The sequence below is a fragment of the Agrococcus sp. Marseille-Q4369 genome, assembly GCF_018308945.1.
Taxonomy (GTDB): Bacteria; Actinomycetota; Actinomycetes; order Actinomycetales; family Microbacteriaceae; genus Agrococcus.
In genome coordinates this window covers 2,104,410-2,126,110 of record NZ_CP070501.1, presented here as the reverse complement: position 1 = coordinate 2,126,110, position 21,701 = coordinate 2,104,410, and the positions used below count along the sequence as shown (strand labels likewise).

Here is a 21,701-nt window from a genome sequence, read left to right as displayed (position 1 = left end):
TGTTTCCATGCGCACCAGGGCAGACATCGAGTGCTGGCTCACCGACATGGACGGCGTGCTCGTGAAGGAGGAGCACCCGCTCCCGGGCGCGCAAGAGCTGCTCGAGCAGTGGCAGTCGCAGGGCGTCGAGTTCCTCGTGCTCACGAACAACTCGATCTTCACGCCCCGTGACCTCTCAGCGCGCCTGCGCGCATCCGGCCTCGTCGTGCCCGAGGAGCGCATCTGGACGAGCGCGCTCGCGACCGCCGATTTCTTGCACGACCAGATGCCGGGCGGCTCGGCCTACGTGATCGGCGAGGCGGGCCTCATCACCGCGCTGCACGACGCGGGCTTCACGATGACCGACACCGATCCCGACTTCGTCGTCGTGGGCGAGACCCGCTCCTACTCGTTCGAGGCGATCACGAAGGCGATCCGGCTCATCGCCGACGGCGCCCGCTTCATCTCGACCAATCCCGACGCGACCGGCCCGAGCGAGGCCGGCATCCTCCCCGCGACCGGCGCGATCAACGCGCTCATCACGAAGGCGACCGGCCGCGTGCCCTACATCGTCGGCAAGCCCAACCCGATGATGTTCCGATCCGCGCTCAACAAGATCGGCGCGCACTCCGAGGTCACCGGCATGATCGGCGACCGCATGGACACCGACATCGTCGCCGGCATGGAGGCGGGCCTCCACACCGTGCTCGTCATGACGGGCATCTCGAACGCCGCCCTCGTCGAGACCTACCCGTTCCGGCCCGACGAGATGCTCGCGGGCGTGCACGAGCTCGTCGAGCGCGCCCCCGTCGAGTCGGAGCTCGACGAGCCGCACGTCGACGTCTGACGGGTCGACGGCACGACGGATGCGGTGAGGCCGTCGGGCGCTCAAGCCTCCGAGAGCAGACGCACGACGTTGGCCGCGAAGAAGCCCCCGCCGGTCGCGACGGCGACGGCGGCGGGCGCCACGAGCTGGTCGAGCGGCCGGTGCGGCACCTCGCGCGCGTCGAGCCCGTCGAGCCGGATCCAGCCGAACAGCGCCGCCCTCCCCCGCCGCACGACCATGCTCGCGAGCGCGATCGCCGCGACAGCGGCCGCCGCCGAGACGAGCAGCCAGACCCACGCGATGCTCGCGCCCGGCGCGGCCTGGAACGGCGCGAGCGCGAGCGCGCCGAGCATGACCGGCAGCACCCACCACGTGGTCGGCGGGCCGAAGCCGCGCGCGACGACGATGGAGAGCAGCGCCGCGACGCCGAGCACAACGACGCCCATGAGCAGGCCGCCCCAGCCGGCCACCTGGCAGACCGTGGCCGAGTGGATGCCGCACGCGCCGTCGTCGAAGGAGATGAGGAGCCCGCCTGCCTTCGCCGCGGCGGCCGCGCCGTAGCCGACGGCCGCCCAGGAGGTCAGCAGCCCCAGCCAGCCCGTGCCCGGCTCGCCGGCGACGATGCGCGGCGGCGGTTTGAGGAGGCGGTCGGCGAGGCTCACGCCTCCACGCTACGCCGCTGGCCCGAAGCCGCGAGCGCCCGGTCGTCGGCCCGCGAGAGCAGCCGGTCGAGCTCGCGCGCCGCCGCGCGGCCGGCGCGGTTGGCACCGACCGTCGACTGGCTCGGGCCGAAGCCGATGAGGTGCACGCGCGGCTCCTCGACGACGCGGGTGCCGCGCACCTGCACGGCGCCGAGCTCGTTCCGCAAGGCCAGCGGCTCGAGGTGCGCGAGGTCGGCCTTGAAGCCCGTCGCCCAGAGGATCGCGTCGACGGTCGTGAGGGTGCCGTCGGCTTCGCGAACGCCATGCGGCTCGATCGAGACGAACATCGGCCGCCGCTCGAGCGCGCCGCGCGCCTTCGCCGCGCGGGCGTACGGCGTCCAGATGAGGCCGGTGTAGGAGACGACGCTGCCGGTCGGCCGGCCGGCCTCGGCATCGGCCGTCACCTGCTCGATCACCTTGCGGCCCGTGATCTCGGGCTCGAAGTCGCCCTCGAGGAAGACCGGCTCGCGGCGCGTGTACCAGCGGGTGTCTGCGACGCGCGAGAGCTCCTCGAGCAGCTGCACGGCGGAGATGCCGCCCCCGACGACGGCCACGCGCTGCCCGGCGAACTCGACGGCCGACGTGTAGTCGCGCGTGTGCAGCTGGCGACCGAGGAACCGCTCGGCGCCCGGGTAGTGCGGCAGCACCGGGTTGTTCCACGTGCCGGTCGCGTTGATGATCGCCCGCGTGCGCCAGCGGCCCCCGCTCGACTCGACCAGCAGCTCGCCCTCGGGGTCGTCGTCGGCGCGCTCGACCGCGTGCACGGCGACGGGCCGCAGGATCGGCAGCGCCATCTCGCGCTCGAAGGCAGCGAAGTAGCGCGGCACCGCGGTGCGGCTCGGCTCGGCCGGGTCGATCGGCGGCTGCGGGAAGCCCGGCAGGTCGAAGATCCCGTTGACCGTCGACATCCGCAGCGACTCCCACCGGTGCTGCCAGGCGCCGCCGGGTGCCGCATCCGCGTCGAGCATGACGAAGGTGCGCTCGGCCTCCCGCTCGTCGATCGCGCTCGCGAAGCCACGCTGCTGCAGGTGGTAGCCGGCCGAGAGCCCGGCCTGACCCGCGCCGACGACCACGACGGCCGCTCGCCGCTCCCCCTGCTCGCGCACCGCCACCCTCTCGCCCGCTCGTCCGAACCGCAACGACTGATGCAACGGATGCGTCGGCTTGGCGATTCCGCGAGCGCACCCTCGTCGGCGCGCTCCCGGGCCGCGTCCTCGCCGCGGGCCGCACCGAGCCCGTGCGCTCAGCTCAGTCGCGGCGGGCTCCAGCCGTGCCGTCATCGTCGGGGTCGCCCGTCGGCTCGTGCCCGACGGATGCGTCGCCGCAGCGCAGCCTCGGCTCGAGCAGCGGCGGCGCACCGCCGCCGATCGCGACCCAGCGCTCCTCGATCGTGACCGTGCCGTCGGCGATGGGCTCTCCGAGCGCAGCTGCGAGATCCGGTCGGCCCATGCGGCTCGCGAAGCTCGCGAGCGCCGCCTCGTCGAAGTCGCGGTGCACGCCGCGCGCGATGACCCAGAGCGGCGCGCGCGGGTTCCTCGGCACGAGGCGCTGCAGCGTCGCGTCGTTCGTCGTCATGAACAGCGCCTCGAGGAAGGCGGTGGAGACGAGCGACGAGACCGCACCGGCGTGGAGCACCTTCCGGTCGCCCTCGCGGAGGATGCGGATCTCGAACTCCGTCGTCACGGGCGCCTGGCGGCGTGCGCCTCGCAGCCTCGCCCGGTCCGCGCGCGTCGAGATCGCGGCGGACAGGTGCGTCATGAGGCCGTCGGTCTCCTTCGTGCGCTGCACGGCTGCTCCTCGCAAGCGTGGTCGGGTCGTGGATCGATGGGTGACGGTGTCGTCGTGAGCCATCGGTTTACAACGTAAACCACAGTAACGTGAACCACCGTAGCGTTGGGCGCGAGCGCGGGCCACCGCACCGAGAGGGAAGACGGATGACGAAGCGATCGACCAGCAAGCCGGCGTCGGCCGCGCCCACGCGGCGGCTGAGCCAAGAGCTGGTCATCGACGCCGCCCTCGCGCACATCGACCGATCAGGGCCGCACGGCCTCACCATGCGGTCGCTAGCGCAGGACCTGGGCGTGGAGGCCATGGCGCTGTATCGCTACGTGCACGGCAAGGAGGATCTGCTCGAGGGCGTCGTGAACCGGCTCATGGGCGACCTGACGGCAGAGCTCGACGACGAGCTCGCGGAGCACTGGCAGGGCTTCCTCCAGATGTTCGCGCATCGGGTGCGTCGCATCGCGATCGAGCACCCGAAGGCCTTCCCGCTCGTCGCGACCCGGCACCCGGCGGCACCGTGGCTGCGCCCGCCGCTGCGCAGCGTCGAGGTCGTCGAGACCCTGCTCAGCACCCTTGTGCAGCAGGGCTTCAGCGATCAGCAGGCCGTCACGACCTACCGCCTCTTCAGCAGCTTCCTGCTCGGGCAGCTGCTGCTCGAGTCGTCGGTGCGGGGAGCTGACACCGGTCCGGTCGAGGAGCCGCTCGACGAGGGCGACGCGACCATCCCGCACGCTGACGGCGAGCTCACGCTCGACGACGCGCCGGAGGTCCTTCGTCTGCGCCCCCTGCTGAGCGAGGATCGCAGCGACGAGGAGTTCGAGATCTCGCTCGAGGCGCTGATCGACCGCCTGGACCGCGAGCTCTCGCAGTAGCGGCCGCGACGCCCGTGGGCCCCGCCGCGCCCGCGGCTCAGAACGAGAAGAGCACGACCTGCAGGGCCGACGCGATCAGCGACGCGAGCGCCGAGATCGCGATGCCGAGCGCGATGCCGGCGAGCACGCGCGCCGGCTCGCCGCGGAGGATCGAGACGATCGCGAGCGCCGCGGCGATGGCGCCGAGCACCGCGCTGAGCGCGCCGACGCCGCCGCTCAGCAAGCCGATGCCCGAGGGGTCGAGGCCAGCGCGGATCGCTCCGCTGAGCACGAGCACCATGAGCGGCCCGGTGAGCACCTCGAGGCCGGCGACGACGAGCGCCAGGATCGCGAACGTCCGGCCGCCGCGGCGCGCGGGCGGCGGCGCGTACTGCTGCGGCGGCCGCCCGCCCGTCGCGAGCGGTGGGTGCTGCGGTGCGGCGTCGCTCATGCGCACACCGTAGGCCATCCCGCGCGACGTGCCCCAGCGCATCCGCCGTATCGTGGTCGGCATGATCCCGAGCGACTGGATGCCCCACCGACGGCCCGACGGCGAGACCGTCGGCTACGTGCGGATGGTCGGCGACGACTTCCAGCCGATGGACCTGCTCGGCCGCCCGCTCGCTGAGGCAGCCGACTGGCTCGCCGCCGAGGAGGCGCTCGACGAGCACTCGATCGCGTGGCTGACCGATGCCTTCCTGCTCTCGGTCGACGACGGTGACGTGCGCGTGCGGGTCACGGAGCTCACGCCCGAGCGGGTGCGCGTCAAGCGCGACGACCTCGGCGCGGTCGGCGGCGACGCCCGCTTCTGGGAGCTGCCCGTGCCCGAGACCGGCCGGCTGCGGCCGGCGCCGCCGCTCACCGAGTGGCCGGGAGCCGCGACCTAAGCAGGCCCGAGGAGCCAGGCGATCAGCAGCATCACCGGCAGCGATCCGAAGGTCGTCAGCAGCACGATGTCGCGGGTGATGAGGGTCGCGCGGTCGTAGCGCAGCGCGTACTGGTACATGTTCTGCGCGCTCGGCAGCGCCGCCATCACGGTGCACGCGTAGACGAGCTGCTCGTCGAGGCCGAAGGCGAAGCGCGCGAGCGCGAAGGCCACGACCGGCATGACGAGCGACTTCAGCAGCACCGCGAGCGCCACCTCCTTGCGGCCGGAGCCCGGTTGCAGCGGCCGGTCGCCGCTGAGCGAGATGCCGAACGCGAGCAGCATGAGCGGCACCGCAGCGCCGCCGAGGATCTCGAGCGGCGCGAGCACCGGGGCGGGCAGCTCGATCTCGAGCGCCGAGACCAGCGCACCGAGGGCCGACGCGATGAGCATCGGGTTGCGGAGCGGCTGGGTGAGGATGCGCGAGACGGATGCGCGGCCTGCGGTCAGGATGTCGAGGGTCGCGAGCAGGGCGGGGGCGAGCAGCAGCAGCTGGAGCAGCAGCATGGGCCCTACGAAGCTCGCGTCGCCGATGACGTAGATCGCGACGGGCAGCCCGATGTTGTTGATGTTCGAGTAGCCGGTCGCGGTCGCGGCGATCGCGATCCGGCTCGGATCGCGGGTGAACCAGATGCGCGCGACGACGGCATAGAGGAGTGCGACCGCGACGAACGCGACGAACGCGACCGCGAGCACGCTCGAGAACAGCAGGCCCACGTCGGCCTCGCTCAGCACCGTGAAGAGCAGCGCAGGGCTCGCGGCGAAGAAGCTCGTGCGGTTGAGCACGAGCCGCCCCTCCTGATCGACGATCCGGAAGCGCGCGAGCAGCCAGCCGACGAGGATGACGAAGCCGATGATGCCGAAGCCGATGAGCACTCCGCCCACGTGACCTCCCGCATCCGCCGCTTGTCAGATAGCAAGTCTGACACGGCGCTCTGGCCGAACTTCCTTGAGGTGCGGGTTCCCGCCACGAGAGCCCGCCGGAGAGGGAAGTTCGACGTGTGTCGGGGCGGGGCTACTGCGGCTCGAGCCCGAGGTCGTCGAGGGTGATCGCCGCGCGGTACTCGACGCCCGCCGCCTCGATCACCGCTTGGGCGCCGGTCGCGCGGTCGACGATCACGGCGACGGCCACGACCTCGGCACCGACCTTCCGTAGCGCCTCGATCGCCTTGAGCGGGCTGCCGCCCGTCGTCGACGTGTCCTCCACGACGACGACGCGCTTGCCCGCGAGCTCCGGTCCCTCGATCTGCCGACCGCGCCCGTGGTCCTTCGGCTCCTTGCGCACGACGAACGCGTCCACCTCGAGCCCGCGCGCGAGCCCTCGGTGCAGCACGGCGTTCGCGAGCGGGTCGGCGCCCATCGTGAGGCCACCGACCGCAGAGACGCCCGGGATGTCGGCGATGAGGTCGAGCAGCACATCGCCGATGAGCGGCGCGGCGCGGTGGTCGAGCGAGAGCTTGCGGAGGTCGATGTAGTAGCTCGCGCGCTTGCCGCTCGTGAGCACGAAGTCGCCGTGGAAGACGGCCTCGTCGCGGATGAGCTGGATGAGTCGGTCGCGCGCGGTCACGCCCACCAGGCTACTTCGCGCCGGCACCCCAGATGCGTCGACCGGTGGTCGGATGCGTCAGGACGCGTCGGTCGGGACGGGCACGCTGTCGGCGCGCGGCCGCATGCCCGTGCGCGGGTCGCGGCCCGCCCACGCGACGAGGCGCTCCGACCGCGTCGCGCCGGCCGGCGGCTCGATCGGCGCGTCGAAGATGCCGGGCTGGCGCACGGCCGCCTCGTCGGCGCTGTCGCGGAACGCCTCCATCCACTCGAGCAGGTCGGCGGGGAACTCGAGGTTGCCGGAGAGGCCCACGCGGGCGGAGGCCCAGCGCACGTCCCACGCGTGGAGCGCCATGTCGAACGTCGGCAGCGCGAGCTCCGCGAAGCGCTCCTCGACCGCGGTGTGCGCCGCGTGGCGCAGCTGTGCCGCGAGCTCCTCCCAGCGCTCGACGGCCTCGAAGTCGCCGCCCGGACCCATGATCTCGAGGTGCTCCCGCTCATCGGAGTTGGGGTCTCCGCCCAGCAGCGCCGCCCCGCCGTGCTCGGCCTGCACGCCGGAGACGTGGCGGACGACGTCGGCGATCGACCAATCGGAGCACGCCGACGGCAGACCCAGTCGGTCCGCTCCGGCTCGAGCCTCGGCGGAGAAGAGATCGAGCGCCTGGAGATAGCGTTCGCGCGCGGTTCCCATGCGTCCAGTGTGCACCAGGGGTACGTGCGCGCCCCAACCCCGCGCATCCGCGACCCCATCTAGGCTCGGAGCATGCGCATCGCCACCTGGAACGTGAACTCCGTGCGCGCTCGCTCGGCCCGCATCGTCGACTGGCTCGAGCGCAGCGACGTCGACGTGCTCGCCATGCAGGAGATCAAGTGCAAGACGGAGCAGTTCCCCTACGCCGCGTTCGAGGCCGCGGGCTATGAGGTGCAGGCGCACGGCCACAGCCAGTGGAACGGCGTCGCGATCGCGTCGCGGCTGCCGATGACCGAGGTCGAGCGCGACTTCCCGGGCCAGCCCGGCTACGCCAACACCGGCGACCCGGTGGTCGAGGCGCGCGCGATGGCGGCGACCGTCGAGGGCGTGCGGCTCTGGAGCCTCTACGTGCCCAACGGCCGCGAGCTCACGCACGCGCACTACGGCTACAAGCTCGAGTGGCTGCGGGTGCTCACGGGCCTGCTCGACGAATGGCGCGGGCAGCCGCTCGCGCTCATGGGCGACTTCAACATCGCGCCGCTCGACACCGACGTGTGGGACATCGGCGCGTTCGACGGCTCGACGCACGTGTCGCAGCCCGAGCGCGAGGCGTTCGGCGCGCTGCTCGAGGCGGGCCTCGTCGACGTCGTGCGCGACCGCGCCCCCGGCTACACCTACTGGGACTACAAGGCCGGGCGCTGGAACAAGGATGAGGGCATGCGCATCGACTTCGTGCTCGGCAGCCCCGAGCTCGCCGACCTCGTCACGCGCGCGGCGATCCACCGCGACGAGCGCTCCGGCGACGCCCCGAGCGACCACGTGCCGGTCGTGGTCGACCTCGACCTCGAGACCGAGCTCGACGACGACCGCCCGATGATCTTCTGATGGCGGATGCGTCGGGTCGCGCCGCGCTCGAGGCAGTGCAGTCGTGAGCATGCAGTGGGACGACGAGGAGCTCGAGCCGCAGCGCGAGTGGACGCCGGCCGACCGCTGGCGGCTCGCGACGTGGGTGCTCGTGTTCGCGAACATCCTCGGACTGCTGCTGCTCGCGCCGGTCGGCGACGGCTCGCTCGTCGAGGCTGCCCGGGCAACGGGTGCCGATGAGGGCCCGGCGCGGCTCGTCTTCTGGGTGACGCTGCTCGCCTGCACGCTCATCGGCAACGGCATCGGGGCCGCGGCCGCCGCGACGAAGCAGCGCTGGGCGATCGTCGCGCCCATCGCCGCAGCGGTCGGCAGCTGGACCGGCTTCCTGGTCGCGTCGACGCTCGTCTAGACCGCTGCCTACAGGGACGCCCGACGCTCGTCGGGCCGCCAGCGCACCGCGTGCGCGATCGCCGCGACCGCGGCGGCGCACGGCGGGATGAGCCACGCCGCGAGCGCCGTGGCGACGGCCTCGCGACTGCCCGTGACGAGCGCCTGCACGAACACGATCGGGAAGGTCGACGCCGCGACGAGCAGCGCCGCGCCCACGAACCAGAACGCCGAGTAGCCCCGCTGCAGCAGGCGCGCCCGGCCGACGACGAGCAGCGCCCAGACGGCGAGCGGCGCCGCTGACGGCAGCGCCCAGCCCGCGAGCGCCGCGGCGATCCCGCCGCCGCTCGGCAGCGGCACGTGCAGCAGCTCGCTCATGCTGCGCGAAGCGGTGTGCTCAAGCGCGAGGGCGGCGAGCAGGTGCAGCGCGATCGCGGCGGCGATCCGCCCGCCGACCGGCACCCCGGCGCGCGACGACAGCGAAGCCCCCTCCACGGCGCCTCCCGCTCCTGCTCGATGGCCAGCCTCCAGCGTGGCGAACGCGCGAGTGCCGCCGAGCCGACTTGTCGGCCTCCTGAGGCGATGCTCAGCGCTCCGCGCAAGAGCGTTGCGCGAGACCGCAGGCTCGGCCGTAGCACCCGGAACCGGCAGGAAAGGACCGCCGAAACGCAAGATACGTGCACCGGGCCGCCCATACGCTGGAAACACGCACCGCTGGTGCGTGCGACGGCCCGATCCGGCCCGCCGATCCGCAGCCCGCACCGACCGCCAGGGAGGCCCCAATGACGATGACCCAGGCCACCGCCGCCGACCTCCGCCAGCACCCCGCCTGGCTCCGCATCAAGGCCGCCGCGACCGCGCTCCAGCCGCTCCAGTCGAAGAGCGGCGCGATCGATGACGCCGCGCACCACGAGAGCGCCCGCGCGCACGTCGCCGAGCTGACCCAGGGCATCCGCGACATCGCCCCCGAGGTCCCGCATGACGCCGCCTACCTCGAGCAGGCCGCCCTCGACTTCGAGCGCTGGGCGGCCGAGGGCTTCGGCGAGCCCGACTTCTTCGACGCGCTCGTGCAGTTCCAGCCGCAGGAGCACCGCGTCGACGGCCTGCAGCACCTCGTCGTCTTCCCGATGTACACCCAGAACGGCTCGCCCGACCGCAAGGTCGAGGCCGTGCTCGTGGAGGTCATCTGGCCCGAGTTCATCGCCGATCTCGAGGCGGGTGACTACTCGAACAAGCTCTTCGTGCCGCTGCGGTTCATCGACTTCACCGCCGGCTACGACACCAACTCGGCCGTGCTCTTCCCCGAGACCGTCGCGATGCGCGAGATCCCGACGTTCACGTGGGGCGCGATCTTCCAGGACCGCGAGGCGGCCCGCTTCCGCCGCGTCGTCGAGGCCGCGTGCGACGTCACGAAGCTCGAGCTGCCCGCCGACGCCGCCGAGATGCTCGCCGACCAGGGCCTCGCCGAGCGCACCTTCGTGATGTGGGACCTCATCCACGACCGCACCCACATGCGCGGCGACCTGCCGTTCGACCCGTTCATGATCAAGCAGCGCATGCCGTTCTTCCTCTACTCGCTCGAGGAGCTGCGCTGCGACCTCACCGCGTTCCGCGAGGCGGTCGCGATCGAGCGGCGCATCGCGGCCGACGACCAGGCGACGGATGCCGACCGCGACCTCGCGAAGCACGCGAAGCTCGTGCAGTACGCGGTCATCTTCGACCGCATCTTCCGCTTCGCCATCACCGGCTCGCGCGTGCGCAACTACGACGGCCTCGGCGGGCAGCTGCTCTTCGCGTGGCTGCACCAGCACCGCGTGCTGCACTGGACCGACACGCAGCTCGCCTTCGACTGGGACGAGGTGCCCGACGTCGTCAACAAGCTCGGCGAGGCGATCGAGCTGCTCTACTGGAAGTCGATCGACCGCCCCAAGGTCGCGCACTGGCTCGCCGCCTACGAGCTCGTCTCCTCCGTCGTCGAGCCGCACCCCGCATCCGCGTGGAAGGCCGGCAACCTGCCGCTCGACGGCACCCCGCGTCAGCTCACCGACCTCGTGATGGACGACGAGTTCCCGCTGTCGATGTTCTACGAGGCGTTCGAGAAGAAGATGCGCGACGTCATCGCCTCGACGAAGGGCATCACCGCCGAGTCGGTGTAGCTGCCGCTCTTCCTTCGCAACGGGTGCGCTCGCACCGACGGGGTGCTGGTTCGCCGGCACCCCGTCGGTCGTCCTGCACCTGTCGCAGGGCGGCGCGGCTCACTCCATGTGGAGCTTGTCCTGCACCTCGCCGGCGATCTTCTCCATCGTGTTCGGCTTCGGCGTCGCCGCGGCATCGGCACGCCGAGCCCGGGCTGGGCGCGTACGAGCGTCGCATCCGAGCATCCTGGGAGTCGGTTGACAGCGACGAGGAATGCCCCGTCGAGTCCGTGGGTTGCCACTGAGACACAAGCTTCTCGAGGAGGATGGCATGGCGAAGATCACGGTGCTCGGCGCGACGGGGTTCGCGGGCGGATGGATCGCGAAGGAGGCCGCGAGCCGCGGCCACGAGCTCACCCTCGTCTCCCGCTCGACGCCGAGCGACGCACCCGAGGGCGCGCGCGTCATCCGCGGCTCGGTGCTCGACGGCGACGTGCTCGCGCAGGCGCTCGACGGCGCCGAGGTCGTCGTGGGCGCGCTCTCACCGCGCGGCGACATGGAGGGCAGGGTGGCGGATGCGTATGCGGATGTCGCGACGCGCGTCGCGGAGACCGGTGCGCGGTTCCTCATCGTCGGCGGGTTCGGCTCGCTGAAGGACGCCGACGGCGAGCGGATCGTGAACACCGACGCGTTCGCGCCCGAGTACAAGCCGGAGTCGCTCGAGCTCTTCTCGGCCTACGAGCGCGTCGCGGCGACGGACGGGGTCGACTGGACCTACGTCTCGCCCGCCGGCACGTTCGGCGGCTTCGTGCCCGACCAGACGCGCCGCGGCGAGTACCGCACGGGCGGCGAGGACGCGTTCTTCGAGGCGGACGGCGGCTCGGTCATCTCCGGCCCCGACTTCGCGCTCGCGGTCGTCGACGAGATCGAGGCGGGCGCGCACCGCCGGGAGCACATCTCCTTCGCCTACTGAGCGGCCGGCGCGGAGCGCGCGGCGGGGTGAGTGAAGTGTACTTGACAGTCAAGCGAACTTGACCGTACAGTCTCCTTGACATCGACCTACGCTCGACCGAAGGAGACGCCATGAGCGACCCCACCGCATCCGCCCCGCAGTCGACCATCGGCCGAGCCCGCTTCGGCGGCGGCACGTCAGCGCTCGTGCTCGTCTCGCTGCTCATCGGGCTCGCCATCTCGAGCGGCCTCGGCGGGCTCTACGCCTGGATCGGCGAGACCGGCGAGGCATGGGTGCGCTTCGCGATCGTCGCGGTCGTGACGCTGCCCGTGAGTGCCATGCTGCCGTGGGCGCTGCTCGTCGACCGCTCGTCGCTCAAGGGCTCGATCGAGCGGCCGGAGGACTCGATCGAGTCGCGCTGGTACGCGAAGGCGGCCGAGGGCACGATGCACGACGTGCTCATCACCGTCGGCATCGGTGCCGCGCTGTTCTCGTTCACGCAGCTGCAGGTGAACACGGGCATTCTGCTCATCGTGCTCGGCACGATGGTGATGGCCGACTTCGGGGTGCGCTACCAGCTCGCGAAGCGAGCGGATGCCTGATGCGCAACGCCCTTCCCGAGCGCCGGGCGGAGCTCGGCTGGTCGCAGCAGCGGCTCGCCAACGAGCTCGGCGTCTCGCGGCAGACGGTCATCTCGATCGAGAAGGGTCGCTTCGACCCCTCGCTCCCGGTCGCGTTCCGGCTCGCAGCGGTCTTCGGCTGCACGATCGAGGACCTCTTCTCGCCGGAGTGAGCCGCCCGCCGATCCTGGCGCCGTGACCGCTCGCCGTCGTCGTGCTCGCCGTGCGCCGTCGCCGCACGCTCCCCGCAGCGGCGATGGGTGTCGCCGTGATCATGGCGTCGATGGGTGTCGGGCTCGTGCTGCCGCTGCTCCTCGCCGCTACGGGACCATGAGCATCGTGGCGCCGCTGCCGAGGACGGCTCGGCGCCGGAACGCCGTGCTCGCGATCGCCCTGCTGCTGCCGCTGCCGCTCGTCGTCGCGCTGCGGTCGATCCTGCTGCCCGAGCTGCCGCCGATCACGCCGGCGAGCGCCTGCCCCGCGCGGATGGCCGCGGGCTGCGGCCCAGACACCGTCGAGCGCGTGCGCGCCGCGATCGACGTCCTCACGCTCGGCGCGCTGGTCGCCATCGCCTCCCTCACCGCCCTGCTGGTGCTGCTGCTCGTCGCGCAGGGCCGGCGAGCGTGGCCGACCGCGATCCTGGGCCTCGCGCTCGCGACCGCCTCGATCATCGGCGGCATCGAGCTCGCGATGATCGACGCCGACCGTTAGCCGGGCAGACTGGGCGCATGCGCATCCTCATCGCCGGCGCCACGAGCGCGCTCGGGCACGCCACCGCATCCGCCCTGCTCGCAGCAGGCCACCACGTCATCGCGGTCGGCTCGAACGCCGACCGCCTCGGGCTCGTGGATGCGTCGGCTCGCTTCGAGTGCGACCTGACCGACTTCGAGGCGGTGCGGTCGCTCGCCGAGGAGGTGGGCGAGCTCGACGGGCTCGTGCACCTCGTGGGCGGCTGGCGCGGCGGCGGCGGCCTCGCGGGGCAGTCCGACGAGGACTGGGCGTGGCTCGAGCAGCGCGTCGTCGGCACGCTGCGCAACACCACGCGCGCGCTCGCGCCCGCGATCGGGCGCTCGGAGGCGGGCGTCATCGCGATCGTCTCGACGACCGGGCTCGAGCGGCCCACTGCGGGCAACGCGAACTACGTCGCGCTCAAGGCCGCCGCCGAGACGTGGCTCGCCGCGGTCGGGCACGAGCTGCGCAGCACGCCCGCGCGCACGGTCGTGAAGCGGGTCAAGGCGCTCGTCTCCGACGCCGACCGAGCCGCGCAGCCCGAGCGTGACTTCGCCGGCCATACCGACGTCGCCGAGCTCGCCGCCGAGCTCGCCGCCGAGTTCGCGGCCGACCCCCCGGCAGGAGCCGACCGGTGAACCGCCCCTGGCGCCCGACGCCCAGCAGCTTCGCGTGGCTGCTGGTCGCGATCGTCGCGCTCGTCTGCCTCGTCACGGCGACGCTCGTGCCGCAACCGATCGCCGCAACGGTCTTCCTCGTGGCGAGCTTCTGCTGGTTCCGCTCGGGCACGGCGGTCGCGGGTGAGTCGGACGAGCGGCCCTGACCGCACACCGGTTCTGCCATGATCGCGCGTCCACCGCGTGCGCGCAGAGCAGATCACCCACCCCGAGCGCGACGCCGCGTGGGCGCGCATCGGGCGCCAGTGGCCCGGCTACCGCCAGTACGAGCGCGACTCCGGCCGCACCGTGCGACTCCTCCGCCTCGCGACCGACGCGGAGCCGTCGCCCTTCGGCCGCCTCTGAGCTCAGCGCTCCATGCGCGTCAGCAGGAACACCGGGATGAGCCGCTCCGTCTTCACCTGGTAGCTCGCGTAGTCGGGCCAGGCCTCGACCGCGCGCGCCCACCACGCATCCCGCTCCTCGCCCGGCTCCTGCTCGCGCGCGAGGTAGTCGTGCTTCTCGGCGCCGTCCTGCAGCTCGACGTGCGGGTTGCGCTTGAGGTTCCAGTACCAGGTCGGATGCGTCGGGTGGCCGCCCTTGGACGCCACCACGAGGTACTCCCCCTCGTGCTCGACGCGCATGAGCGCGGTCTTGCGCAGCTTGCCGCTCTTCGCGCCGACGCTCGTGAGCACGATGATCGGCTTGCCGCGCAGCGTGTTGGCCTCGCGTCCGCCCGTGGCCTCGAACGTCTCGGCCTGCTTGCGCGCCCACGCCGACTCGCTCGGCGCGTACTCCCCCTGCAGCGGCATGCAAGCTCCTTCGTCAGCTCGGTGCTGCTCTCAGCATGCACCCCGTCCGCTGAGCCAGGACTGCGCGCGGACCGGTTCAGCCAGCGGGAGGGCTAGAGCCGCCCCACCTTCGTCACCCGCACGACCGCGCGGCCCTCCTCGGCGGAGGCCGCGAGGTCGATCGTCGCCCAGATGCGCCAGTCGTGGTCGCCCGCCGGGTCGGCGAGGATCTGCTGCGCCTCCCACACCTGCGGGCCCTCGTCGATCACGAGCATCCGCGAGCTCCGCGCATCCGCCCCCGTGCCGATCGAGCCGTGCTCGTCGTAGTAGGCGTCGAGCGCCTGACCCCAGGCATCCGCGTCGAAGCCCGAGGACGCATCCAGCTCGCCCAGCTCCTCGTGCTTGTCGAGCGCCGCGAGCTGCACGCGACGGAACAGCTCGTTGCGCACGAGCACGCGGAACGCGCGCGGGTTCGCGACGACCGAGGGCGGCGGCGGGGGCGCGATGGGCGCCTCCCCCGGCGCTGTGGGGTGCATGAGCTCCTCCCACTCGTCGAGCAGGCTCGAGTCGACCTGCCGCACGACCTCGCCGAGCCACTCGATGAGGTCGAGCAGCTCCTCGCCCTTGACCTCATCGGGCACCGTCTGCCGGATCGCCCGGAACGCATCCGACAGGTACCGCAGCACGAGCCCCTCCGAGCGCGAGAGCCCGTAGTGCTGCACGTAGTCGGCGAACGTCATCGCCCGCTCCCACATGTCGCGCACGACCGACTTCGGCGAGAGCTCGAAGTCGCGCACCCACGGCTGCGACTCGGCGAACATCGCGAGCGCCTCGGTGAGCAGCTCCTCGAGCGGCTTCGGGTGCGTGACGTCCTCAAGCAGCTCCATGCGCGCCTCGTACTCGATGCCCTCGGCCTTCATCGCCGCGACCGCCTCGCCCCGCGCGAGGAACTGCTGCTGCGACAGGATCGGGCGCGGGTCGTCGAGCGTCGCCTCGATGACCGAGACGACGTCGAGCGGATGCGTCGGGCTGGCCTCATCGAGCAGGTCGATCGCCGCGAGCGCGAACGGCGAGAGCGGCTGGTTGAGCGCGAAGTTCGGCTGCAGGTCGACGGTGAGGCGGATGCGCGGGGGCGCGTCGGCGTCTCGGGGATCGGGGTGCTGCTTGACGATGCCCGCGGTGCGGAGCGTGCGGTAGATCGCGAGCGCGCGCCGCTTGAGCTCGAGCTGGCGCGCGCGCGGCTCGTGCGACGACTCGATGAGCTCGCGCACCTCGGTGAAGGCGTCGCGGCCGCGGCCGATGATGTTGAGCAGCATCGAGTGGCTGATCCGCATCTGGGATTGCAGCGGCTCGGGCTCGGCCTCGATGAGCTTCTCGAACGAGGGCTTGCCCCACGAGACGAAGCCCTCGGGCGCCTTCTTCCGCACGAGCTTGCGGCGCTGCTTGGCGTCGTCGCCGGCCTTCGCGAGCATCTTCGCGTTCTCGGCCTCGTGCTCGGGCGCCTGCGCGACGACGGTGCCGGCGGTGTCGTAGCCGGCGCGGCCGGCGCGGCCCGCGATCTGGTGGAACTCGCGCGCGGTGAGGTGACGCATCCGGGTGCCGTCGAACTTCGTGAGTCCCGTGAGGAGCACGGTGCGGATGGGCACGTTGATGCCGACGCCGAGGGTGTCGGTGCCGCAGATGACGCGCAGCAGCCCCTGCTGCGCGAGCTGCTCGACGAGCCGGCGGTACTTCGGCAGCAGCCCCGCGTGGTGGACGCCGATGCCCTGCCGGACGAGCCGCGAGAGGGTCTGGCCGAAGCGTGTCGTGAAGCGGAAGTCGCCGATCGCGCGCGCGATCTCGTCGCGCTGCTCGCGGGTGGTGATCTTCGCCGAGGTGAGCGCCTGCGCCCGCTCGAGGGCCGCGGCCTGCGCGAAGTGGACGATGTAGACGGGCGAGCGCTGGGTGGCGAGCAGCTCCTCGATCGTCTCGTGCACGGGCGTCATCGCGTACTCGTACGTGAGCGGCACGGGGCGCTCGACTCCCGTGACCTGCGCGGTCTCGCGGCCGGTGCGGCGGCTGAGGTCGTCGGCGATGCGGGAGACGTCGCCGAGCGTCGCCGACATCAGGATGAACTGCGCTTGCGGGAGCGTCAGGAGCGGCACCTGCCACGCCCAGCCACGCTGCGGGTCGGCGTAGAAGTGGAACTCGTCCATCACGACCTGGCCGACGTCGGTCTTGTCGCCGTTGCGCAGGGCGAGGTTCGCGAGGATCTCGGCGGTGCAGCAGATGATCGGGGCGTCGGCGTTCACGGACGAGTCGCCGGTGACCATGCCGACGTTCTCGGCGCCGAAGACGTCGACGAGCTGGAAGAACTTCTCGCTCACGAGCGCCTTGATCGGCGCGGTGTAGAAGGTGCGCTTGCCTTGCGCGAGGGCGGCGAAGTGCGCGCCGACGGCGACGAGCGACTTCCCCGTGCCGGTCGGCGTCGAGAGGATGACGTTCGAGCCGCTCACGACCTCGATGAGCGCCTCCTCCTGCGCCGGGTAAAGCGGCAGCCCGCGCTCGGCCGACCACTCGGCGAACGCGTCGAAGGCGGCGTCGGGGTCCCAGGGCGAAGGGGCGAGGTCGAGGAGGGGCATCGCCTCGAGTCTGTCGCACTCGCCGCAGGGCAGCCTCAGACTTCGGCGAGCGCCTGCGAGATCAGCCGATTGATCGACACCTTCTCCTCCGCGGCCCGCATGGCCACCTTCTTGTGGAGCGACGGCGAGATGCGCACGCTGAGCTTCCCCGAGTACGTCCGGTCGACGAGCGGCACCGGCACTTCCTCCCCTTGCTCGCGCAGGTCAGCGACGACCGACTCGATCAGTGCCTCCAGGCCCCGCAGGGCCTCCGGCGCCTCGTCCGCCACCCACGACAGCGAGGGGAACTCCGCCGCGGTGGCGACGAAGGCTCCGTCCTCCTCTGACCACACCGTGCGGTAACCGTAGTGCAGGCTGCTGCTCATCGTTCCTCCTCGAGCTTCTCAATTGCCGCGAGCACTTGCCGCACTTGATACGGCGCTGCGGCACCGTCGCGATCCTGGATGTTGACGCGGGGGTCACCCGGCCAAGGCGTGGCGAACACGAGGTGCGAGCCGCCGCTCTGCCTGGGCTCCCCGAAGTAGTGCTCGCACACCGCTCGCAAGTCGGAGAAGCGCACGCTCGTCGGGGCGTTGCGCATGGCAGCGAGTCGCTTCTCGAGCTTCCCCACGACTGCGATGGTAGCACTATTGCCACCATTCGACACGTTGCATCGGGCGTCTCGCTCGATGAGACGGCAGAGCGCTTGACCGCGACGGCTTGGACGACTCGCGGACAATGTGCACCTTCATGCGGCTCGGCGGGCGCGCAGGCCGCAACAGCGTGCACAAGCTCGCGAGGGAAGCGACGACGCGCGGAACGATGTGCACGCTCTTGCGGCCTGCGGCGGGCGGCTGGCGCAGCACCGTGCACACGGATGCGGCCTCGGTAGACTGTCCTGTGCTCCCCCACGATCCGGCTCCCTCCGGCGCGCCCGCAGACGCCCCCGAGACGCTCTCCGCCGACGACGTCGCCACCACGCTCCGCGTGCTCGAGACGCTCCACCGCATGGACCGCGACGACCCCCACTACGTCGCCGTCCGGCAGGCCACGGCGAACATGTTCAAGGAGGTCAAGCTCGCGAGCCGCAAGGCGAAGCACGCGCGCATCCAGGCCGCCGATCGCGCGGTCGTCGCGAAGACCGCCACCGGCGCGCCCGACCGCATCGACGACGAGACGCGCGGGATCCCGCTCGAGACCCGCAGCGCATCCCCCACCGCCGGCACGCTCCTCCGCTCGCGCGGCTGCTACATCTGCAAGCAGCAGTACACGGTCGTCGACTCCTTCTACCACCAGCTCTGCCCCGACTGCGCGGCGATGAGCCACGCGAAGCGCGACGCCCGCACCGACCTCACCGGCAAGCGCGCGCTGCTCACGGGCGGCCGCGCGAAGATCGGCATGCACATCGCGCTGCGGCTGCTGCGCGACGGCGCGCACACGACGATCACGACGCGGTTCCCGCGGGATGCGGTGCGTCGGTTCTCGGCGATGCCCGACTCGGGCGAGTGGCTCGGCAGGCTCAAGGTCGTCGGCATCGACCTGCGCGACCCGGCGCAGGTCATCGGGCTCGCCGAGGAGGTCGCCGCCGCCGGTCCGCTCGACATCCTGATCAACAACGCGGCCCAGACGGTGCGCCGCTCGGCGGGCGCCTACGCGCCGCTCGTCGAGGCGGAGCTCGCGCCGCTGCCGGTGTCTGCTCCCAACGGCGGCCGGCTCCCCGAGCTCGTGACGTTCGGCCACACGAACGACGCGCATCCGCTCGCCCTCGCGGCCTCGGTCGCGAGCCACCCGATCCTCGCGAGCGCCGCCGTGACGGCCGAGGAGCTCTCGCAGCAGGCGATGGCCGCCGGCTCGTCGTCGCTCGAGCGGCTCGCGGCGGGCACCGCGATCGACGCGGGCGGCCTGCTGCCCGACGAGGCGCACGTGAACTCGTGGACGCAGCACGTCGACCAGGTCGAGCCGCTCGAGATGCTCGAGGTGCAGCTCGCCAACATGACGGCGCCGTTCCTGCTCGTCTCGCGGCTGCGCGCATCGCTCGCCGCCTCCGCCGCGCGCCGCACGTACATCGTGAACGTCTCGGCGATGGAGGGCGTCTTCGGCCGCGGCTACAAGGGCCCCGGCCACCCGCACACGAACATGGCGAAGGCCGCGCTCAACATGCTCACCCGCACGAGCGCCCGCGAGATGTTCGAGAGCGACGGCATCCTCATGACCGCCGTCGACACGGGCTGGATCACCGACGAGCGCCCGCACTTCACGAAGGTGCGGCTCGCCGAGGAGGGCTTCCACGCCCCGCTCGACCTCGTCGACGGCGCCGCGCGCGTCTACGACCCGATCGTGCGCGGCGAGGCGGGCGAGGACCTCTTCGGCGTCTTCCTGAAGGACTACGCGCCGGGTTCGTGGTGATGCAGCTCCTGGTGATGTGCCGATGACGCCCACCGAGCTGCACGCGCTGCCGATCGGCACGCGCGTCGTCGTGCGCTACCGGCTGCACGGCGACACCCACAAGGCGACGGATGCGCTCGGCGAGCTCGTGCACGTCGGTGACGCCGCGTGCACGGTCGCGACCCGTCGCGGCGAGGTCGTCATCGCGATCGCCGACATCGTCGCGGCGAAGACGGTGCCGCCGCCGTCGGAGCGGCACCCGCGGCGCGACCGGCCCTGAGTTCCGCCGGCCGGACTATCCGGTCGGGTGCACAGGAGACCGGTTGACGAGCATGAGCCCGCCGGCGGAGCGCGGGCGGACACGGCCGCGCACACCGGATCTCAGCCTCACCTGGCTAGCGTGTCCCCACCAGCGCAAGCCGCGAGCAAGGAGAGCCGCCATGGCCGACGACCAGGACCCGACCACGACGCCCGCCCCGCGCAGTGTGCCCGCCACCTCAGCCCGCGCCGAGACGCAGGCGTCCTCGACCGGCTCGACCACCGCATCCGCCCAGCCGAAGGAGGTCAGGCTCGACCCGACCCTCGACGGCCACCAGCGGCAGGGCATCTCGGGCGCGACGTGGTTCGCGCTCATCCTCGGCACGGTCATCCTCGTGCTGCTGCTCATCTTCATCCTGCAGAACAACGAGCCGGCCGACTTCGCGTTCCTCGGGCTCGACTTCAGCCTGCCGCTCGGCGTCGCGATGCTCTTCGCCGCGATCGCGGGCGTGCTCATCACGGCACTGCTCGGCTCGGTGCGCCTCTTCAAGGTGAGCCGCCGGGTGCGGAAGCTCGAGAAGGAGCGCGAGCAGATCAAGCAGGCGCTGCGCTGACCCAGGGTAGGGGCCCCTTCCGGATTCCGTACACAGAATCCCAGCCTTTCCGTATACGCTAAGCGCATGAGCGAGCACCTCCTTCACGGCCAGCCGGTGTCGGACGAGCAGATCCAGTCGTGGGCGGACGAGGCGGAGGAGGGCTACGACCTTTCGAAGCTCCCGAGCCCCCGACGCGGTCGCCCGCCCGTGGGTGACGGACCCGGGATCGTCGTCCCGGTACGACTCGACGCCACGACCATCGCTGCGTTATCCGCTCGCGCGGAGGCTGAGGGGATCGCCACACGCTCCGACGCGATTCGGGCGGCGGTGCGCGAGTGGGCGCACCTTGCCTGATCTTCATCAGTCGGCACGGAAGCACTACCGACGCGATCGTCTCGATGACGCGGACGTGCTCCATGCCGCAGCGCACGTCCTCCACTCTTGCCCTCTCGATGACGAGGACGACCCTCGCCGTTGGCTCATGATCGGCGTGGATCCCGTGCCCGCGAGCCGCGCGCCGGGCGGCGCCGGTCGGGTGCGACGGCGGTGACCATGGCGACCCTCACATCCCGGCGAGCGCCGGCTCGCGCACTGCCGCGAGCTCGCGCTCGCTCGGCCGCGGCACGGACGCCCACCCCGCTTGGCCGAGCCACCCGGGCACGCGACCGACCGCATCCGCGTCGCCGTCGATGCGCAACTCCTCCGCTCGGAGCGCGTGCTGCCACGACCGGTCGCCGCGCCAGATGCGCGTCATGACCGGCAGCCGCGTCGTCACGGTCGCCGCGACCGCGAAGCCGGGATCGAAGTCGCAGAGGTCGAGATCGCCCTCGTGGCACACGAGCCACCACTGCGAGGCGCCGGGCAGCACGTCGGTGAAGCGCATCGCGACGACCGTGCGACGGCGCGGCCAAGCCTCGACGTCGATCTGCTGGCGCATGTCCCACAGCAGCAAGTGCGGGTCGAAGTCCTCCTGCCCGAGCTCGCCGATCCAGCGCACGCGCCACGCGGCGAGCCCGTCGACGATCGGCCGCAGCTCCTCCGCCGCTTGCGTGAGCCGGTAGTCGGTGCGCGTGCCCTCGACGCGCTTCCGCACGAGGCCCGCGTGCTCGAGCCGCCGCAGCCGCTTCGACAGCAGCGCCGGCGACATGTGCGGCACGCCGCGGCGCAGGTCGTTGAAGCGCGTCGAGCCGGCGAGCAGCTCGCGGATGATGAGCAGCGTCCACCGCTCGTCGAGCAGCTCCATCGCCTTCGCGACCGGGCAGAACTGGCCATATCCACTCATGTCGGCCTCCGCATCCGGCACCCCGTGAACGCCTGTCGCGGCGCTCACGCCAGGGGTGATCCGGTGCCGATCGAGCACCGGGGTCAGTACAGATCCAGCACTGGATGGCGACGCGCTGCCGGAGGACAGTCGTGCCCGCGATCACC

30 protein-coding genes are annotated in these 21,701 nt (G+C 72.0%); 17 read left to right on the top strand and 13 right to left on the bottom strand.

Annotation, left to right across the window (positions count from 1 at the left end; genetic code table 11):
- The first annotated feature begins 7 nt into the window (after window positions 1–7).
- Complete coding sequence (locus tag JSQ78_RS10700) at window positions 8–826, top strand: HAD-IIA family hydrolase (RefSeq protein ID WP_026372756.1); 819 nt, start codon at window positions 8–10, stop codon at window positions 824–826.
- A gap of 41 nt (window positions 827–867) precedes the next feature.
- On the opposite strand, the gene JSQ78_RS10695 is transcribed toward JSQ78_RS10700, so the two are convergent.
- The 3 genes from JSQ78_RS10695 to JSQ78_RS10685 form a co-directional block, all read right to left on the bottom strand.
- Complete coding sequence (locus JSQ78_RS10695; protein WP_211447497.1) at window positions 868–1,467, bottom strand: hypothetical protein; 600 nt, start codon at window positions 1,465–1,467, stop codon at window positions 868–870.
- Window positions 1,464–2,618: an NAD(P)-binding domain-containing protein gene (locus JSQ78_RS10690; protein ID WP_249296049.1), complete on the bottom strand. Its 1,155-nt coding sequence runs from the start codon at window positions 2,616–2,618 to the stop codon at window positions 1,464–1,466. The genes JSQ78_RS10695 and JSQ78_RS10690 overlap by 4 nt, the downstream gene beginning before the upstream one ends.
- Before the next feature lie 136 nt (window positions 2,619–2,754).
- Window positions 2,755–3,294, bottom strand: coding sequence for a hypothetical protein (locus JSQ78_RS10685; RefSeq protein WP_211447493.1), 540 nt, complete (start codon window positions 3,292–3,294; stop codon window positions 2,755–2,757).
- A gap of 146 nt (window positions 3,295–3,440) precedes the next feature.
- On the opposite strand from JSQ78_RS10685, the gene JSQ78_RS10680 reads away from it, so the two are divergent.
- A complete protein-coding gene (locus tag JSQ78_RS10680; protein WP_211447491.1) occupies window positions 3,441–4,160 on the top strand; it encodes a TetR/AcrR family transcriptional regulator C-terminal domain-containing protein in 720 nt (239 codons plus the stop codon).
- 37 nt (window positions 4,161–4,197) lie between these two features.
- Here the strand turns inward: JSQ78_RS10680 and JSQ78_RS10675 are convergent, their stop codons facing one another.
- Window positions 4,198–4,590 (bottom strand): hypothetical protein, encoded by a 393-nt coding sequence (locus tag JSQ78_RS10675; RefSeq protein WP_211447489.1) that lies wholly within the window; start codon window positions 4,588–4,590, stop codon window positions 4,198–4,200.
- 61 nt (window positions 4,591–4,651) lie between these two features.
- Between JSQ78_RS10675 and JSQ78_RS10670 the strand changes: the two genes are divergently transcribed.
- Window positions 4,652–5,026 carry a hypothetical protein gene (locus tag JSQ78_RS10670; RefSeq protein WP_211447487.1) on the top strand — a complete coding sequence of 125 codons (375 nt, stop codon included), beginning with the start codon at window positions 4,652–4,654 and terminating at the stop codon, window positions 5,024–5,026.
- Here the strand turns inward: JSQ78_RS10670 and JSQ78_RS10665 are convergent.
- The 3 genes from JSQ78_RS10665 to JSQ78_RS10655 form a co-directional block, all read right to left on the bottom strand.
- On the bottom strand, window positions 5,023–5,949 hold the full coding sequence (locus JSQ78_RS10665) for an AEC family transporter (protein WP_211447484.1): 927 nt from the start codon (window positions 5,947–5,949) through the stop codon (window positions 5,023–5,025). The genes JSQ78_RS10670 and JSQ78_RS10665 overlap by 4 nt on opposite strands.
- A 130-nt stretch (window positions 5,950–6,079) precedes the next feature.
- Window positions 6,080–6,637 carry an orotate phosphoribosyltransferase gene (pyrE, locus tag JSQ78_RS10660; protein ID WP_211447483.1) on the bottom strand — a complete coding sequence of 186 codons (558 nt, stop codon included), beginning with the start codon at window positions 6,635–6,637 and terminating at the stop codon, window positions 6,080–6,082.
- A 51-nt stretch (window positions 6,638–6,688) separates the two neighbouring features.
- Window positions 6,689–7,300 (bottom strand): DinB family protein, encoded by a 612-nt coding sequence (locus tag JSQ78_RS10655; RefSeq protein ID WP_211447481.1) that lies wholly within the window; start codon window positions 7,298–7,300, stop codon window positions 6,689–6,691.
- A 72-nt stretch (window positions 7,301–7,372) separates the two neighbouring features.
- Here JSQ78_RS10655 and JSQ78_RS10650 point away from each other — a divergent pair, with 72 nt between their 5' ends.
- The gene (locus JSQ78_RS10650) at window positions 7,373–8,185 is read left to right on the top strand and encodes an exodeoxyribonuclease III (protein WP_211447479.1); all 813 of its coding nucleotides are present in this window, start codon (window positions 7,373–7,375) and stop codon (window positions 8,183–8,185) included.
- Between the two features lie 43 nt (window positions 8,186–8,228).
- Window positions 8,229–8,573 carry a hypothetical protein gene (locus tag JSQ78_RS10645; RefSeq protein ID WP_211447477.1) on the top strand — a complete coding sequence of 115 codons (345 nt, stop codon included), beginning with the start codon at window positions 8,229–8,231 and terminating at the stop codon, window positions 8,571–8,573.
- An 8-nt stretch (window positions 8,574–8,581) separates the two neighbouring features.
- Here JSQ78_RS10645 and JSQ78_RS10640 read toward each other — a convergent pair whose 3' ends face one another.
- Window positions 8,582–9,046, bottom strand: coding sequence for a hypothetical protein (locus tag JSQ78_RS10640; RefSeq protein WP_211447476.1), 465 nt, complete (start codon window positions 9,044–9,046; stop codon window positions 8,582–8,584).
- Between the two features lie 287 nt (window positions 9,047–9,333).
- Between JSQ78_RS10640 and JSQ78_RS10635 the strand changes: the two genes are divergently transcribed.
- The 8 genes from JSQ78_RS10635 (at window position 9,334) to JSQ78_RS10600 (ending at window position 14,009) form a co-directional block, all read left to right on the top strand.
- Window positions 9,334–10,707 carry a DUF6421 family protein gene (locus JSQ78_RS10635; RefSeq protein ID WP_211447474.1) on the top strand — a complete coding sequence of 458 codons (1,374 nt, stop codon included), beginning with the start codon at window positions 9,334–9,336 and terminating at the stop codon, window positions 10,705–10,707.
- 310 nt (window positions 10,708–11,017) lie between these two features.
- Entirely contained in the window at window positions 11,018–11,659 is a 642-nt protein-coding gene (locus tag JSQ78_RS10630; RefSeq protein ID WP_211447472.1) for an NAD(P)-dependent oxidoreductase, read from the top strand.
- A 110-nt stretch (window positions 11,660–11,769) separates the two neighbouring features.
- A complete protein-coding gene (locus JSQ78_RS10625; RefSeq protein ID WP_211447470.1) occupies window positions 11,770–12,240 on the top strand; it encodes a hypothetical protein in 471 nt (156 codons plus the stop codon).
- A complete protein-coding gene (locus JSQ78_RS10620; RefSeq protein WP_211447468.1) occupies window positions 12,240–12,431 on the top strand; it encodes a helix-turn-helix transcriptional regulator in 192 nt (63 codons plus the stop codon). The genes JSQ78_RS10625 and JSQ78_RS10620 overlap by 1 nt, the downstream gene beginning before the upstream one ends.
- A gap of 157 nt (window positions 12,432–12,588) precedes the next feature.
- Window positions 12,589–12,969, top strand: coding sequence for a hypothetical protein (locus JSQ78_RS10615; RefSeq protein ID WP_211447466.1), 381 nt, complete (start codon window positions 12,589–12,591; stop codon window positions 12,967–12,969).
- Between the two features lie 17 nt (window positions 12,970–12,986).
- On the top strand, window positions 12,987–13,625 hold the full coding sequence (locus tag JSQ78_RS10610) for an SDR family NAD(P)-dependent oxidoreductase (protein WP_211447464.1): 639 nt from the start codon (window positions 12,987–12,989) through the stop codon (window positions 13,623–13,625).
- Complete coding sequence (locus JSQ78_RS10605; RefSeq protein WP_211447463.1) at window positions 13,622–13,810, top strand: hypothetical protein; 189 nt, start codon at window positions 13,622–13,624, stop codon at window positions 13,808–13,810. The genes JSQ78_RS10610 and JSQ78_RS10605 overlap by 4 nt, the downstream gene beginning before the upstream one ends.
- Window positions 13,811–13,847: 37 nt before the next feature.
- A complete protein-coding gene (locus tag JSQ78_RS10600; RefSeq protein WP_249295638.1) occupies window positions 13,848–14,009 on the top strand; it encodes a hypothetical protein in 162 nt (53 codons plus the stop codon).
- 2 nt (window positions 14,010–14,011) lie between these two features.
- Here JSQ78_RS10600 and JSQ78_RS10595 read toward each other — a convergent pair whose 3' ends face one another.
- From JSQ78_RS10595 to JSQ78_RS10580, 4 genes are all read right to left on the bottom strand, one after another.
- A complete protein-coding gene (locus JSQ78_RS10595) occupies window positions 14,012–14,455 on the bottom strand; it encodes a nitroreductase family deazaflavin-dependent oxidoreductase (protein WP_211447461.1) in 444 nt (147 codons plus the stop codon).
- 92 nt (window positions 14,456–14,547) lie between these two features.
- A complete protein-coding gene (locus JSQ78_RS10590) occupies window positions 14,548–17,055 on the bottom strand; it encodes a DEAD/DEAH box helicase (RefSeq protein ID WP_211447459.1) in 2,508 nt (835 codons plus the stop codon).
- Between the two features lie 35 nt (window positions 17,056–17,090).
- A complete protein-coding gene (locus JSQ78_RS10585; protein ID WP_211447457.1) occupies window positions 17,091–17,420 on the bottom strand; it encodes a type II toxin-antitoxin system HicB family antitoxin in 330 nt (109 codons plus the stop codon).
- Window positions 17,417–17,665, bottom strand: a complete 249-nt coding sequence (locus tag JSQ78_RS10580) for a toxin HicA (RefSeq protein ID WP_249295636.1) — start codon at window positions 17,663–17,665, stop codon at window positions 17,417–17,419. Before JSQ78_RS10580 ends, JSQ78_RS10585 begins: the two co-directional genes overlap by 4 nt.
- Before the next feature lie 269 nt (window positions 17,666–17,934).
- Here JSQ78_RS10580 and JSQ78_RS10575 point away from each other — a divergent pair, with 269 nt between their 5' ends.
- From JSQ78_RS10575 to JSQ78_RS10560, 4 genes are all read left to right on the top strand, one after another.
- Window positions 17,935–19,440 carry an SDR family NAD(P)-dependent oxidoreductase gene (locus JSQ78_RS10575; protein WP_502756124.1) on the top strand — a complete coding sequence of 502 codons (1,506 nt, stop codon included), beginning with the start codon at window positions 17,935–17,937 and terminating at the stop codon, window positions 19,438–19,440.
- Between the two features lie 22 nt (window positions 19,441–19,462).
- Entirely contained in the window at window positions 19,463–19,699 is a 237-nt protein-coding gene (locus tag JSQ78_RS10570) for a putative acetyltransferase (protein ID WP_211447455.1), read from the top strand.
- A 160-nt stretch (window positions 19,700–19,859) separates the two neighbouring features.
- Window positions 19,860–20,291: a LapA family protein gene (locus JSQ78_RS10565; protein ID WP_211447454.1), complete on the top strand. Its 432-nt coding sequence runs from the start codon at window positions 19,860–19,862 to the stop codon at window positions 20,289–20,291.
- 66 nt (window positions 20,292–20,357) lie between these two features.
- Window positions 20,358–20,627: a ribbon-helix-helix domain-containing protein gene (locus JSQ78_RS10560; RefSeq protein ID WP_211447453.1), complete on the top strand. Its 270-nt coding sequence runs from the start codon at window positions 20,358–20,360 to the stop codon at window positions 20,625–20,627.
- A 208-nt stretch (window positions 20,628–20,835) separates the two neighbouring features.
- On the opposite strand, the gene JSQ78_RS10555 is transcribed toward JSQ78_RS10560, so the two are convergent.
- The gene (locus JSQ78_RS10555) at window positions 20,836–21,603 is read right to left on the bottom strand and encodes a winged helix-turn-helix transcriptional regulator (RefSeq protein WP_211447452.1); all 768 of its coding nucleotides are present in this window, start codon (window positions 21,601–21,603) and stop codon (window positions 20,836–20,838) included.
- Window positions 21,604–21,701: the final 98 nt, after the last annotated feature.

Coding starts and splice junctions, on each gene's coding strand:
- JSQ78_RS10585 (WP_211447457.1), bottom strand. CDS start 17,420: ATGAGCAGCAGCCTGCACTACGGTTACCGCACGGTGTGGTCAGAGGAG.
- JSQ78_RS10620 (WP_211447468.1), top strand. CDS start 12,240: ATGCGCAACGCCCTTCCCGAGCGCCGGGCGGAGCTCGGCTGGTCGCAG.
- JSQ78_RS10565 (WP_211447454.1), top strand. CDS start 19,860: ATGGCCGACGACCAGGACCCGACCACGACGCCCGCCCCGCGCAGTGTG.
- JSQ78_RS10610 (WP_211447464.1), top strand. CDS start 12,987: ATGCGCATCCTCATCGCCGGCGCCACGAGCGCGCTCGGGCACGCCACC.
- JSQ78_RS10700 (WP_026372756.1), top strand. CDS start 8: ATGCGCACCAGGGCAGACATCGAGTGCTGGCTCACCGACATGGACGGC.
- JSQ78_RS10655 (WP_211447481.1), bottom strand. CDS start 7,300: ATGGGAACCGCGCGCGAACGCTATCTCCAGGCGCTCGATCTCTTCTCC.
- JSQ78_RS10635 (WP_211447474.1), top strand. CDS start 9,334: ATGACGATGACCCAGGCCACCGCCGCCGACCTCCGCCAGCACCCCGCC.
- JSQ78_RS10630 (WP_211447472.1), top strand. CDS start 11,018: ATGGCGAAGATCACGGTGCTCGGCGCGACGGGGTTCGCGGGCGGATGG.
- JSQ78_RS10680 (WP_211447491.1), top strand. CDS start 3,441: ATGACGAAGCGATCGACCAGCAAGCCGGCGTCGGCCGCGCCCACGCGG.
- JSQ78_RS10650 (WP_211447479.1), top strand. CDS start 7,373: ATGCGCATCGCCACCTGGAACGTGAACTCCGTGCGCGCTCGCTCGGCC.
- JSQ78_RS10625 (WP_211447470.1), top strand. CDS start 11,770: ATGAGCGACCCCACCGCATCCGCCCCGCAGTCGACCATCGGCCGAGCC.
- JSQ78_RS10675 (WP_211447489.1), bottom strand. CDS start 4,590: ATGAGCGACGCCGCACCGCAGCACCCACCGCTCGCGACGGGCGGGCGG.
- JSQ78_RS10560 (WP_211447453.1), top strand. CDS start 20,358: ATGAGCGAGCACCTCCTTCACGGCCAGCCGGTGTCGGACGAGCAGATC.
- JSQ78_RS10615 (WP_211447466.1), top strand. CDS start 12,589: ATGAGCATCGTGGCGCCGCTGCCGAGGACGGCTCGGCGCCGGAACGCC.
- JSQ78_RS10595 (WP_211447461.1), bottom strand. CDS start 14,455: ATGCCGCTGCAGGGGGAGTACGCGCCGAGCGAGTCGGCGTGGGCGCGC.
- JSQ78_RS10670 (WP_211447487.1), top strand. CDS start 4,652: ATGATCCCGAGCGACTGGATGCCCCACCGACGGCCCGACGGCGAGACC.
- JSQ78_RS10570 (WP_211447455.1), top strand. CDS start 19,463: ATGACGCCCACCGAGCTGCACGCGCTGCCGATCGGCACGCGCGTCGTC.
- JSQ78_RS10590 (WP_211447459.1), bottom strand. CDS start 17,055: ATGCCCCTCCTCGACCTCGCCCCTTCGCCCTGGGACCCCGACGCCGCC.